The 12,725-nt window shown below is 72.6% G+C and carries 9 protein-coding genes and 1 pseudogene; 7 read left to right on the forward strand and 3 right to left on the reverse strand.

Features of this window, described 5'->3' with window-relative positions; genetic code table 11:
* Positions 1–7: 7 nt before the first annotated feature.
* The 5 genes and pseudogenes from ACFTZC_RS05720 to ACFTZC_RS05740 all read left to right on the forward strand — a co-directional run bounded on the left by ACFTZC_RS05720 (position 8) and on the right by ACFTZC_RS05740 (position 6,748).
* Complete coding sequence (locus tag ACFTZC_RS05720) at positions 8–1,297, forward strand: Gfo/Idh/MocA family protein (protein ID WP_382887138.1); 1,290 nt, start codon at positions 8–10, stop codon at positions 1,295–1,297.
* On the forward strand, positions 1,294–2,184 hold the full coding sequence (locus ACFTZC_RS05725; protein ID WP_365810371.1) for a PmoA family protein: 891 nt from the start codon (positions 1,294–1,296) through the stop codon (positions 2,182–2,184). Before ACFTZC_RS05720 ends, ACFTZC_RS05725 begins: the two co-directional genes overlap by 4 nt.
* Positions 2,181–3,799, forward strand: a pseudogene (locus ACFTZC_RS05730) (family 43 glycosylhydrolase). The gene ACFTZC_RS05725 and the pseudogene ACFTZC_RS05730 overlap by 4 nt, the downstream one beginning before the upstream one ends.
* 100 nt (positions 3,800–3,899) lie before the next feature.
* Positions 3,900–5,237, forward strand: coding sequence for an ABC transporter substrate-binding protein (locus ACFTZC_RS05735; protein WP_382887141.1), 1,338 nt, complete (start codon positions 3,900–3,902; stop codon positions 5,235–5,237).
* Positions 5,238–5,392: 155 nt separating this feature from the next.
* Positions 5,393–6,748, forward strand: coding sequence for a polysaccharide lyase family 1 protein (locus ACFTZC_RS05740; RefSeq protein ID WP_382887143.1), 1,356 nt, complete (start codon positions 5,393–5,395; stop codon positions 6,746–6,748).
* A 9-nt stretch (positions 6,749–6,757) separates the two neighbouring features.
* Here the strand turns inward: ACFTZC_RS05740 and ACFTZC_RS05745 are convergent, their stop codons facing one another.
* Positions 6,758–7,513 carry a putative protein N(5)-glutamine methyltransferase gene (locus tag ACFTZC_RS05745; RefSeq protein WP_382887145.1) on the reverse strand — a complete coding sequence of 252 codons (756 nt, stop codon included), beginning with the start codon at positions 7,511–7,513 and terminating at the stop codon, positions 6,758–6,760.
* Positions 7,514–7,979: 466 nt separating this feature from the next.
* On the opposite strand from ACFTZC_RS05745, the gene ACFTZC_RS05750 reads away from it, so the two are divergent.
* Complete coding sequence (locus ACFTZC_RS05750) at positions 7,980–9,059, forward strand: lytic polysaccharide monooxygenase (protein WP_382887147.1); 1,080 nt, start codon at positions 7,980–7,982, stop codon at positions 9,057–9,059.
* Positions 9,060–9,103: 44 nt separating this feature from the next.
* Here the strand turns inward: ACFTZC_RS05750 and ACFTZC_RS05755 are convergent, their stop codons facing one another.
* Entirely contained in the window at positions 9,104–9,994 is an 891-nt protein-coding gene (locus ACFTZC_RS05755; RefSeq protein WP_382887148.1) for an esterase/lipase family protein, read from the reverse strand.
* 225 nt (positions 9,995–10,219) lie between these two features.
* Between ACFTZC_RS05755 and ACFTZC_RS05760 the strand changes: the two genes are divergently transcribed.
* On the forward strand, positions 10,220–11,329 hold the full coding sequence (locus ACFTZC_RS05760) for a DUF3533 domain-containing protein (protein ID WP_382887150.1): 1,110 nt from the start codon (positions 10,220–10,222) through the stop codon (positions 11,327–11,329).
* A 113-nt stretch (positions 11,330–11,442) separates the two neighbouring features.
* Here the strand turns inward: ACFTZC_RS05760 and ACFTZC_RS05765 are convergent, their stop codons facing one another.
* A complete protein-coding gene (locus ACFTZC_RS05765) occupies positions 11,443–12,558 on the reverse strand; it encodes a S1 family peptidase (RefSeq protein WP_382887152.1) in 1,116 nt (371 codons plus the stop codon).
* Positions 12,559–12,725 lie beyond the last annotated feature (167 nt).

Raw genomic sequence — 12,725 nt, forward strand, 5'->3', positions numbered from 1 at the left:
GGTCCCGATGAGCCACCCGGTCCCCCCGCCCCTCGCGTCACTGCCCCCGGGTCCGCTGCCCGTGGTGCTGGCCGGTGCGCGCGGCCACGGCCGTACGCATCTGGTCAACATCCACCGGCTCGAACAGGCAGGGCTGGTACGGCTCGTGGGCATCTGCGAGCTGACCCCGCTGAGCGCGGAGGAGCTGGCCGGCTTCGGTACCCCCGAGCAGTCCGACGACTTCGCCGGTCTGCTGAAGCGCACGGGGGCGCGGGTGGCCGTGGTGTGCACCCCCATCCACACGCACACCGAACTCGCGCTCACCGCCGCCGACCACGGGGTGCACACCCTGCTGGAGAAGCCGACCACACCGTCGTACGCGGAGTTCGAGCGGCTGCTCGCCGGGCTGGCCGAGCGGGGCACCGCCTGCCAGGTCGGCTTCCAGTCGCTCGGCTCGGGCGCCGTCGACGCCATCCGGCGGCTGGTCGCGGACGGCGCGATCGGGACCGTACGCGGGATCGGCGCGGCCGGGGCCTGGGTGCGCGACGACGCGTACTACCGCCGGGTGCCGTGGGCCGGGCGGCGCTCCCTGAACGGGCGGGACGTCGTGGACGGGGTGCTCACCAACCCGCTGGCGCACGCCGTCGCGACCGCGCTCCGCCTCGACGGCAGCGAACGGGCCGAGGACATCGCCGGGATCGAGCTGGAGCAGTTCCGGGCCAACGACATCGAGGCCGACGACACCAGCTGTCTGCGGGTCCGCACGGCCAGGGGGACCCGGATCACGGTCGCCGTCACGCTCTGCGCGGAGCGGGCCGGGGAGCCGTACGTCGTGGTCCACGGCAGCCGGGGCCGGATCACCTTCTGGTACAAGCAGGACCGGGTGCTCGTGGAGCGCGCGGACGGCGGCACGCACGACGACGACGGCGCGGCGGACGGGTCCGGGGCGTCCGGTACGAGTCCGGCCGGTACGGATCCGGTCGGTACGAGTCCTGCCGGTACGGATCCGGCCGGCACCGTCCACGGGCGCACGGACCTGCTGGAGAACCTGGTCGCGCATCTGCGCGACGGCACGGAACTGCTCGTACCGGCCCCGCGCACCGGCGCGTTCATGCGGATCGTCGAGGCCATCAGGACCGGCCCGCCGCCCACCCCGCTGCCCGCCGGGGCCTGGCACACCGTGCCGGGCGAGAAGGCGCCGCGCCGGGTCGTCCGGGGCATCGACGCACTGGTCGCGGCGAGCGCGGACACCCTCTCCACCTTTTCCGAACTGGGCGCGGGCTGGGCCGCGCCACCGACGGAGGTGCACCCCCGATGAGCGAGCCACAGGTATCCCGAGCCCCGGCGGTCACGATGCTGCGCTGTGACGCCCGCCCGGTGGCCGGCTACCACCACCGGCCGCCGCGGCTCCCCGCGACGGCCGCGCCGCGCCCGTACCTGCACCCCGTACGGACCCTCGGCGGCGTCACCGTCACCGAGCTGCGCCCCGCGGACCACGCGCACCACCTCGGGGTGTCGATGGCCGTACCGGACGTGTCGGGCACCGGGCTCCCGGCGGTCAACTTCTGGGGCGGGCGTACGTACGTGCGCGACCAGGGCCCGGTGGCGCTCGACAACCACGGCGCGCAGGAACACACCGGCTGGCTGCTGCGGGACCCGGACGGCTGCGTGCAGGAGCTGTCCTGGACCCGGGAGGGCCGCGAACTCCTCAAGGAGCGGCGCACGATCAGTGTGCTCGCGCTCTCCGCCGACGCCTGGGCCCTCGACTTCACCTCGGCGCTGACCAATGTGTCCGGCGGGGACCTCTCCTTCGGCAGCCCGGCCACCAACGGGCGGCCGGGGGCGGGGTACGGCGGCTTCTTCTGGCGGGCCCCGAAGGAGGACGCCGCGGACCCGTCGCCCGATGTGTTCACCGGGACGGCGAGCGGCGAGGACGCGGTGCACGGCACCACCGCCGAGTGGCTGGCGCTCGCGGGACGGGAGTGGACGCTGGTCTTCGCCGGGGCCAACGAGGAGACCCGGCAGGACCCCTGGTTCGTCCGCACCGGCCAGTACCCGGGGGTGGGCTCCGCGCTGGCCTGGGGACGGCGGCTGCCGCTGGCCGCGGGCGGCAGCCTGTCGCGGCGGATCGTCACGGTCGTCGCGGACGGCCGCCTCGACCGCCCGGCCGCGGCGGCCCTGGCCCGCAAGGCGGTGACGGCATGAGCCTGCCGTGGACCGCCGACCTCGGCGACGGTACGTACCGCAACCCGGTGCTGGCCGCCGACTGGTCCGACCCGGACGCGATCCGGGTCGGGGACGACTACTACCTCACCGCCTCCAGCTTCGGCCGGGTGCCGGGGCTGCCGCTGCTGCACTCCCGCGATCTCGTCAACTGGACCCTGATCGGCCACGCGCTGGAGCGGCTGGAGCCCGCCGACGCGTTCGCCTCGCCCCGGCACGACTGCGGGGTGTGGGCGCCCGCGCTCCGGTATCACGGCGACCGGTTCTGGATCTTCTGGGGCGACCCCGACCACGGCGTCTACCAGATCAACTCGGCCGACATCAGGGGACCTTGGAGCAGGCCGCATCTCCTCAAGGTGGGCCGGGGACTGATCGACGCCTGCCCGCTGTGGGACGAGGAGACCGGCGAGGCGTATCTCGTGCACGCCTGGGCCAAGTCCCGGTCGGGGGTGAAGAACCGGCTGACCGGACACCGGATGAGCCCGGACGGGCGGGAGCTGCTCGACGGCGGCAGGACCGTGGTGGACGGGGACCGGCTGCCCGGCTGGTTCACCCTGGAAGGGCCCAAGCTCCACCGGCGCGACGGCTGGTTCTGGATCTTCGCGCCCGCCGGGAGCGTCACCACCGGCTGGCAAGGGGTCTTCCGCTCACGGGAGTTCTTCGGACCGTACGAGGAGCGGGTGGTGCTCGCGCAGGGGCGTACGGAGATCAACGGGCCGCACCAGGGCGCCTGGGTGACGGAGGCGGGGGCCGCCCGCGACTGGTTCCTGCACTTCCAGGAGCGCGGCGCGTACGGCCGGGTCGTGCACCTCCAGCCGATGCGCTGGACCACCGGCGAGAACGACGGCTGGCCGGTCATCGGCGCCGACGGCGAACCCGTCCTCACCCACCCGAAGCCCGCCGTCCCCGATCGGCTCCCGGCGCCGCCGGTCGCCGCGCCCGCCACCGACGACGACTTCCCCGGCGGCCGCTTCGGACCGCAGTGGCAGTGGACCGCGAACCCGGAGCCCGGCTGGACGCTCCCGCACCCCGGCGACGGGCTGCGGCTGGTCGCCCGGCGGACGCCGGACGCGCACGATCTGCGTCTGCTGCCGAGTGTGCTGGTGCAGCGGCTGCCCGCCGAGACGTTCACCGTCACCGTCGCCCTCTCCCTGGAGAGCGCGGAGGGTGCGGAGAGGGCGGAGAGGGCGGAGAGGGCGGAGAGGGCGGAGAGGCCCCCAGCGGCGAGTCCGGTACGAAGGCGGGGCTCGCCGTCCTCGGGGACGCCTTCTCCTGGATCGGCCTCGAACGCGGCGCGGACGGCGCGGTCGCGCTCGTGCACCGCTTCGCGGAGACCGGCGCGCCCCGCGAACGGGACGCCGAGGCCCCGCGCCCGGCGCCCGGTGGACGCGCCGTGCTGCGGATCGAGGTGGGCCCCGGCGCGCGCTGCCGGTTCTCCGCCGACACGGGGGACGGCTTCCGCCCCTCGGGCCAGGTCTTCGCGGCCACGCCCTGGCGCTGGGTCGGCGCGCTGCTGGGGCTGTTCGCCACGGCGCCGGCCGACGGGGAGGGGACGGCCGGGACGGCGGCCTTCTCCGCGTTCCGCGCCACCGCCTGACCCGAGAGACCTCACTTCAGCACCCTCCACTCCCCTTCCACTCCCACTCCCCTTCCACTCCCACTCCACTCCACTCAACGACGAGAGAGAAGAGCCTGACATGAGAATCCCCACGGCATCCGGCAGCAGAGGACGCGGCTCCGCCGCCGTCGCCCTGACCGCCGTACTCGCCCTGACGGCGACCGCGTGCGGTGACGACGGCAGCGGCAGCGGCGACGAGGGCTCCGGCAAGGGCGAGATCACCCTCTGGGACAACAACACCGGTGAGCGCCGGGAGATCTGGGCGCAGATCATCAAGGACTTCGAGGCACAGAACCCGGACATCAAGGTCAAGTACGTCGGACTTCCGATCGATCAGGTCCAGGCGAAGTACGACACGGCGATCGACGGCGGCGGGCTGCCGGACGTCGGCGGGGTGGGTACGGCGTACCTCTCCAACCTGGTGGTACGGGACGTCCTGGACCGGGTCGACCAGCGTATCGAGGCCGGTCCGCTCAAGGGCAAGCTCGTCCCCGCGATGGTGGACAGCGTCAAGGCGGCGGGCGGCCGGGAGGGCATGTACTCCGTGCCGACGTCCACCAACAACGGCACGCTCTGGTACCGCACGGACCTGTTCTCGGCCGCCGGTCTCGAACCGCCCACCACCTGGTCGAAGTTCTACGCGGCGGCGGAGAAGCTGACCGACGCCGGGAAGAACGAGTTCGGCTACACGATCCGGGGCGGCGCGGGGTCCATCGCCCCGGCGATGGACGCGATGTACGGGCAGTCCGGCATCACCTCCTTCTGGGACGGCGACAAGACCACGGTCAACGACCCGAGGAACGTGGCCGCGCTGGAGAAGTACGTCGCCCTGTACAAGAAGGTGACGCCGTCGGCCGACGTCAACAACGACTTCATCAAGATGGTCGCGCAGTGGGACAACGGCTCGATCGGGATGCTGACCCACAACCTGGCCTCGTACCAGGACCATGTGAAGGCGCTCGGCAACGAGAAGTTCAAGGGCCTGCCCTACCCGGCGCAGGAGGACGGCACGCGCGTGCAGGTCTCCAACCCGGTCGACGGGCTCGGGCTGTTCAAGAACAGCAAGAACAAGGCGGCGGGCTGGAAGTTCATCGAGTTCGCCGCCTCCCACAAGTCCAACAGCGCGTGGAACGCGTCGGCGGGCTCCATCCCGGCCAACACCGACGCCGCGGGTGACGCCTGGATCAAGGACGCCGTGCCGACGGCCACCGCGATGAAGGCGCTCAGCGACGGCTCGACCAAGCTCGTCAACCTGCCGTACTACCTGCCCGACTGGAACACCATCAGCAAGAGCGGCAACGAGCCGAACTTCCAGAAGGTGCTGCTCGGTGACATGACCCCGAAGGCGTTCGCGGACAAGATCGCCAAGGAGCTGAACGACGCGCAGGCGGAGTGGAAGGAACAGAACAAGAGCTGAGTGACCGGCCGAGAGCCGAGAGCCGTAAGCCGACGACCGGTACGGCGGCGGGACCGACGGGCACCCACCCGCCCCGCCGCCGACCGCCTCCCCCACAGCGGGTGCCGGCCCCACCATCCACATGAGATGACCCGACCGACCGAGGAGAAGCAGTCATGCGCACCTTTGGACGTCACGCACGGCTCACCGCCACAGCGGTGGTGTGCGGCACCACCCTGGCCCTGGCCACGCTCGCCGCACCGGCGCAGGCCGGCACGGGTGCGGGCAGCGGCGCGAGTACGGGCGCGGCGGGCCGCTCCGCCGAGCGCGCGGCCCTCGCCCCGGGTGACGGCTGGGGCTCCGCCGGCACCGGCACCACCGGTGGCCGGGCCGCCGACGCCGGGCATGTCTTCACCGTCACCACCTGGGCCGAGTTCAGAGCGGCGCTGGCGAAGGCCGCCGGCGCCCCGTCGATCATCCGGGTCAAGGGCACCCTCGACGCGCTCTCGGACGAGCAGGGCACCCCCCGTACCTGCGACGACTACGCGGTCCCCGGCTACTCCTTCGCGCAGTACCTCGCCGACTACGACCCGGCGGTGTGGGGGTACGAGAACCCGGTGAGCGGCGAGCAGGAGGATCTGCGGGCCGCCTCGGCGAAGCAGCAGGCCGCGCAGATCATGGCGTACGTCCCGGCGAACACCACCGTCGTCGGCGTCGGCCGGGACGCCCGGATCCTCGGCGGCAGCCTCCAGGTCAGGAACGTCGACAACGTCATCGTCCGCAACCTCACCTTCGAGGACGCCTACGACTGCTTCCCGCAGTGGGACCCGACCGACGGCGACGTCGGCGAGTGGAACTCCGAGTACGACAACCTGGTGGTGTACGGCACGACCCATGTCTGGGTGGATCACAACACGTTCACCGACGGCCGCCGCCCGGACAGCGCCCAGCCGCGCTACTTCGGCCGGCTGTACCAGCAGCACGACGGGCTGCTTGACCTCGTCCGGGGCGCCGATCTGGTCACCGTCTCGTGGAACGTCTTCGCCGACCACGACAAGACCATGCTGATCGGCAACAGCGACAGCGCGGCGGCCGACGACCGGGGCAAGCTCAAGGTCACCCTGCACCACAACCAGTTCCGGAACGTCAAGGAACGGGCGCCCCGCGTCCGCTTCGGCCAGGTGGACACGTACAACAACCACTACGTGGCCGAGCGGCCGGAGAGCTTCGGCTACTCCTTCGGCATCGGTATCGAGTCCCAACTGGTCGCCGAGAAGAACGCGTTCACCCTGGGGGCCGGCGTGCGTCCGGCGACGATCCTGAAGAAGTGGAAGGACGCGCCGGTCACCACCGCGGACAACTACGTCAACGGACGTCCCGTGGACCTGCTCGCCGTCCACAACGCGGAGATCCCCGAGGAGACCCTGCGCCCCGACGCGGGGTGGACGCCCACCCTGCGCACCGCCGTGGACCCGCCGCGCGCGGTGCCGCGCGTGGTCGACGCGGGGGCGGGCGCCGGAAAGCTGCGCTGAGCGCGGCGCTCAGCCGCTGTACGCCACCGTCCCGATGACGACGGTGGCGTACAGCTCGTCCGAGGAGCACACACGCGGGACCAGCCCGTTCGCGGCGAATGCCGCGGCCGCCCCCGCCGCCTGCCGCTCACTCGTCTCGACGAGCAGGGAGCCGCCCGGGGCCAGCCATCCGGGCGCCTGAGCCGTGACCCGGCGCAGCACGTCGAGCCCGTCGGCGCCGCCGTCGAGGGCGCCCCGCGCCTCGTGGATCCGGGCCTCGGGAGGCAGCAGCCCGACCTCCTCGGTGGGGACGTACGGCACATTGGCGAGCAGGATGTCGACCCGGCCGCGCAGCGCGGCGGGCAGCGGCGCGTAGAGATCGCCCTCGTACACCCGGGCCCCGGCGGGAACATTGCGGCGGGCGCACCGTACGGCGGCGGGGTCGATGTCGGCGGCGTACAGCTCCGCCCCGTCGAGCGCGGCGGCCAGCGCCGCCCCGAGCGCGCCGGAGCCGCAGCACAGGTCCACGACGACCGCGCGGGGCGGGGCGAGCGCGGCGGCCCGGTCGACCAGGAACTCGGTACGGCGGCGGGGCACGAAGACCCCCGGGTCGACGGCGACCCGCAGCCCGTGGAACTCCGCCCAGCCGAGGACATGCTCCAGCGGCAGCCCGTCCGCGCGCCGGGCGACCATGGCGGCGAGTTCTTCCGGGGTGCGGGCGGCGGAGACGAGCAGGCGCGCCTCGTCCTCGGCGAAGACACAGCCGGCGGCCCGGAGCCTGGCCACGACATCGGACGGCGGCGCGTCGGGCGCATCGGGAGACGAGGAGGTGAAAGAAGAGGAAGGGGAAGAAGAAGCAGAGGACACGGGAGCCTTTCGGGATGCCGAGGGGCACTCCCGGGCGGTCACCTATGCCTGATGGACCGCACGGCGGTGGGAGAGGAGCGCCCGACCTGGTACTGCGGTGATGGGTCTCGCCTCCTTCGGTGGCCGGTGGGTACGTCACTGTGTGCGTCGGTCACCCTACCCGAGGGAGCCCCCGGGGCGCGCGGCGATACGCGACGGCCCTTTCTGAGGCCCCTCTTAGCCGCGCCTTAACTGCGGCATAAGGATTGGCTCCGCCCCCTCTCAACAGGCGATTCCGGGGTTTCGAACGGCTAGCTTGCTGAGCGCTGGGGCGGCACGGGGGCGGGGAGGCCGCCTGCCGCTCCGGCGGTCTCGCGCACGTTCCCCTCCGAAGGAGATCCATTCAATGACCGCTCGACGCACGGCCACCGGGATCGTCACCCTCGGCCTCGCCCCGCTCGCGCTGGCCGGTCTGACCGCCGCGCCCGCCGCCGCACACGGCTCGATGACGGACCCGGTCAGCCGGGTCGCCGCGTGTTTCGCCGAGGGGCCCGAGAGCCCGAAGTCGGCGGCGTGCAAGGCGGCGATCGCGGCCAGCGGGACGCAGGCGTTCTACGACTGGAACGAGGTCAACATCCCCGACGCGGCGGGGAACCACCGGCAGATCATCCCGGACGGCACGCTGTGCGGCGCGGGCCGGGACAAGTACAAGGGGCTCGACCTGGCCCGCGCCGACTGGCCGTCGTCGCCGATGAACGCGGGGAACCGGACCTTCCGTTACAAGGCCACCGCGCCGCACCGGGGCTCCTTCGAGCTGTACCTCACCAAGGACGGTTACGACCCGTCGCAGCCGCTGAAGTGGTCCGACCTGGAGGAGAAGCCCTTCCTGAAGGTCGTCGACCCGAAGCTGGAGGACGGCGCGTACGTCTTCGACGGGGTGGTGCCGAACCGCTCGGGCCGGCACCTCCTCTACTCCGTCTGGCAGCGCTCGGACAGCCCGGAGGCGTTCTACACCTGCTCGGACGTGGTCTTCGGCCAGGACAACGGCGGTACGGCGGGCGGCGGGGCGGGCAGCGCGCCCACCGCCGCGCCCGCCGCGTCGGCGCCGACGGACCGGACCATCGAGGAGGGCACGGACAAGTCCTCCGTCGACCACAACGGTCACGGCGGGGACGCCGGCCACACCGCCGCCCCCGAGCGGACGCCCGCGAAGGACGCCGCCGAGCCGCCCGCCGGTACCGGTCAGGAGGCCACCGACAACGACGCCGACGCCACCGACGGGCCCGAGGTGAAGGCCGCCGGCGCCCCCGCCACACAGCCCCCCGCCCAGCCCGCGGGCGGCCGGGAGAACCTCGCCGAGACCGGGGGCAGCACCGCCACCCCGTATCTCGCGGTCGCCGGGGCGGCGGCCCTCGCCCTCGGCGCGGCGGTGACGTTCGGTACGGTGCGGCGCCGCACGGCCACGACCGGACGCCACAGCCGCTGACACATAGGGCCCGTACCGCCCACGGGGGTACGGGAGTTGCCAGGTCAGCCGATGACCGAGGCGCAGGTGGTCGGGGTGGCCCGGGCCGGGTCCAGTGCGTTGGTCACCTCGTGGAAGGCGATCCGGTCGAGCAGCCCGATCGTCGCGTGCTCGGACACGTCGGCCGCGCACAGGTCCTGGATCAGCACGTTGCGTACGTCGGGACCGGTCAGGAACTGTGACCGGTACGGCGTGACGATCTCGTCGTAGCGGGTGGCGATGACGGTGTACCGGACCCCGGGCACCGTGTCGCCGCCCGCGTTGAGTTTGGTGAGGAAGGGCGATCCGGCGATCTGGTCGGCGAGCGCCGGGGTCTTCTCCGTCAGCAGGTCCTTCGCGCCGGGGAAGTACTCCAGCAGCCCGGTCAGCCCGAGCAGGGTGGTGCCGCGGTTGGAGGGCGCGATCCCGACCAGGGCGTTCACCTTCGCCGCCCCGCCGAGGAACTTCAGGTAGTAGCGCGGCATCATGCCGCCCTGGGAGTGGCCCACGAGATCGGCCTTGGGGGCGCCGGTGGCGGCGAGCACCCGGTCGACGTACGTGGCGAGTTGCGCGGCGGAGGCGTCGATGGGGCCGAGCCCGTTGAACAGGGGGACGCCCGGGAGTTGTCCGTAGTCGAGCGAGAAGACGCAGTATCCGCGGTTCACCAGGTACGGGGCGAGCCCGAGCCAGTTGTCGACGGAGTTCGCGAGGGTGCCGTGGACGAGCACGACGGGGCGGGGGTGGGCGGCGGAGGGCTTGCAGGAGAAGTCGTTCCAGCCGCGGCTCGCGGCGGCGGCTTCTGCGGTGGCGGTGGTGGCGGGAGCGGCGGTGGGGACGGCCACGGCGGGGGTGACCGTGACGGTCGCGGCCAGCAGCAGCGTGGCCAGCGGTCCGAGCACACGTTTCCAGGGCAGCATCGTGCGATCTCCTTGCGGCTCAAGGGAATGGCGATGACTGTCAGCCCTGTGGCCCGGACCACATTGAAGGGTGAACTACCGTCAAGTTACGCAGGAGTAAGGTGAAGAAGGAAGTTACGCGTCGGTAAAAAGTGGGGGCGGCACCACGGCACCCCACGGAACGGCCCTCGGCCATTCAGCCCCCTCCCGCCTGCGCGGGCACCGGTGGGCCCGGAGCGTGGGGGCATGACGTTCGTCGACGAGGTGAAGAACGCCGTCACCGTACGGTCCGCGCTGCTCGTCCTCGGCGTGCTCGCGCTGCAGCTCCTGTTCATCGCGTCCTACGTGGGCGCGCTGCACAGCCCGAGGCCCTCGGGGGTGAAGGTCGCCGTCGTCGCCCCCGGCCCCAGCGCCGCCCAGCTCACGTCCGCGCTGAAGCGGCTGCCGGGCCGGCCGCTGGACCCGCGGACGCTGCCCGACGAGAACACCGCACGGCGGCAGATCATGAACCGTGACATCGACGCCGCTCTCGTCGTCCGGCCGCGGTCGGTCAACGACACCCTGCTGATCGCGACCGGCCAGGGGACCAACGAGACCAGGATCCTGGCGGACATCTTCGAGGGGCTGGAGGCGCAGCAGCAGCGCTCCCTCGCGCTGGAGGACATCGCGCCCGCCTCCGCGCGGGACGCCGGCAGCCTCACCTCCTTCTATCTGGTGATCGGCTGGTGCGTCGGCGGCTATCTGTGCGCCGCCGCGCTGGCGGTCGGCGCCGGGACCCGGCCGCCCGACCTCGGCAGGTCCGTGATCCGGCTGGCCGTGCTGGCGGTGTACGCGATCGTCGGCGGCCTGCTCGGCGCGGTGATCGCCGGTCCGGTGCTGGGGGCGCTGCCGGGCAGCGTGGCGGGGCTGTGGGGGCTCGGCGCGCTCACCGTCTTCGCGGTCGGCGCGCTCACCCTGGCGCTCCAGGCGCTTTTCGGTGTCGTCGGGATCGGGCTGGCCGTGCTGATCGTCGTGATCGCCGGGAACCCGAGCTCGGGCGGCGGCTATCCGTGGCCCCTGCTGCCGGACTTCTGGCGGGCGATCGGCCCCGCGCTGCCGCCGGGGGCGGCCACCTGGGTGGCTCGGTCGATCGCGTACTTCCGGGGCAACGCGGTCACCGCGCCGCTGCTGGTGCTCTCCCTGTGGGCGGTGGCCGGTACGGCGGTCACCCTGGTCAGGTCGGCCCTGCGCCGGGACCGCCCGGCCGTACCGCCCGCAACCGGCACGCCCTCGGGCACGGGTACGGGTACAGGTCCGGGGACAGGCACCGGCACCGGCACCGATGGTGCGCCCTCCGCGGGGCCCCCGCCCGCCTGACCGTCACCCGGGAGAGCCGGCCGGGAACGGCCACCCGGGAAGCCGACGCGCGAGGGCCCGGCGCACCCTCATGCGCCGGGCCCTCCCCCGGTCCCGCGGACCGGGGGGTACCGTCAGCCGATCTCGGCGCCGTACTCGTCGAGCGCCGCCGTCACCGGCTGGAAGAACGTCTCGCCGCCCGCGTCGCAGTCACCGCTGCCGCCCGACGTCAGTCCGAGCGCGGTGTCCCCTGCGAAGAGGGAGCCGCCGCTGTCACCCGGCTCGGCGCAGACCGTGGTCTGGATGAGCCCGTCGACGATGTCGCCGTTGCCGTAGTTCACGGTGGCGTCCAGCCCGGTGACCTCACCGTCGTGCACCTGGGTGGTGGAGCCGCTGCGGACGACCTGCTGGCCGACCGTCGCCTCGCCCGCCTGCGTGATCTCCTGGCTGCCGCCGTCGTACAGGTTCACCTCGCTCGGGTGGTCCACGTCGGCGGTGTACTTGACCAGGCCGAAGTCGCTGCCCGGGAACGTCGATCCCTCGGTCGTCCCTATCTGCTGCCCCTGGGTGTCGGACCAGGTCGCGACGGACTCCGTGCAGTGCCCGGCGGTCAGGAAGTACGGCTCGCCGTCCTTGACCACGTTGAAGCCGAGCGAGCAGCGCGAGCCACCGCCCGTGATGGCGTCGCCGCCCGCGACGAAGGTCTTGAACTCCCCCGCCGTCTTCCGCAGTTCCGCCTTGGAGCCGAGCTTCTTCACCACGCCGCTGATCGTGTCCCAGGACGCGCCCTCGACCGTACGGTCGGCCGTGACCACCACCTTGTTGGTGAACGGGTCGACCACCCACGACGTGCCCGGGACGGACGCGTCGGCGGCGAGGGTCTTCCGGGCGCTCGTCAGTTCGGCGAGGGTGTGCTGGACCAGTCTCGCCTTGCCGCCCGCCTCCCGGACGCTCTCGGCGTCCTTCTTGTCGACGATATTCACCACGAGCGCCCTGGTCTTCGCGTCGTAGTACGAGCCGGCCGCGGCGTCACCGAGGTCCCGGCCGAGGGCCGAACCGAGGGTTCCGGCCGCCTTCGCCGTCAGTTCCTTCACAGTGAACTGCGGTGTCTCCTCACTGGCGTTCGCATTCTGCAAGGTGAAACCGGCGGCGATCAGAGCGATCGCCGCGCCACCCGCGATGGTGATGCGCTTCTTCGACACGCGCCGATGGTTCAACGTCAACCTCCTGTGGGGACCGTGCCGGTTCATGTGGGGTGTCCTGGCACGGAGGACGAGGCGCCCACTATTCCGAGCGCCACCAGTCGCACACAAGGTCGACTTGAGGACGCGCACACGACCAACACATCGCGCGCCCCTACATTCGGCTGCGCCCGAAGGACGACACCCTCCGTTCCGTTTCGCGAACATCCGGGGCG

The organism is Streptomyces sp. NPDC056987, from assembly GCF_042673865.1.
In the GTDB taxonomy this organism is placed as follows: domain Bacteria; phylum Actinomycetota; class Actinomycetes; order Streptomycetales; family Streptomycetaceae; genus Streptomyces.

Coding starts and splice junctions, on each gene's coding strand:
- ACFTZC_RS05720 (WP_382887138.1), top strand. CDS start 8: ATGAGCCACCCGGTCCCCCCGCCCCTCGCGTCACTGCCCCCGGGTCCG.
- ACFTZC_RS05725 (WP_365810371.1), top strand. CDS start 1,294: ATGAGCGAGCCACAGGTATCCCGAGCCCCGGCGGTCACGATGCTGCGC.
- ACFTZC_RS05735 (WP_382887141.1), top strand. CDS start 3,900: ATGAGAATCCCCACGGCATCCGGCAGCAGAGGACGCGGCTCCGCCGCC.
- ACFTZC_RS05740 (WP_382887143.1), top strand. CDS start 5,393: ATGCGCACCTTTGGACGTCACGCACGGCTCACCGCCACAGCGGTGGTG.
- ACFTZC_RS05750 (WP_382887147.1), top strand. CDS start 7,980: ATGACCGCTCGACGCACGGCCACCGGGATCGTCACCCTCGGCCTCGCC.
- ACFTZC_RS05755 (WP_382887148.1), bottom strand. CDS start 9,994: ATGCTGCCCTGGAAACGTGTGCTCGGACCGCTGGCCACGCTGCTGCTG.
- ACFTZC_RS05760 (WP_382887150.1), top strand. CDS start 10,220: ATGACGTTCGTCGACGAGGTGAAGAACGCCGTCACCGTACGGTCCGCG.
- ACFTZC_RS05765 (WP_382887152.1), bottom strand. CDS start 12,558: ATGAACCGGCACGGTCCCCACAGGAGGTTGACGTTGAACCATCGGCGC.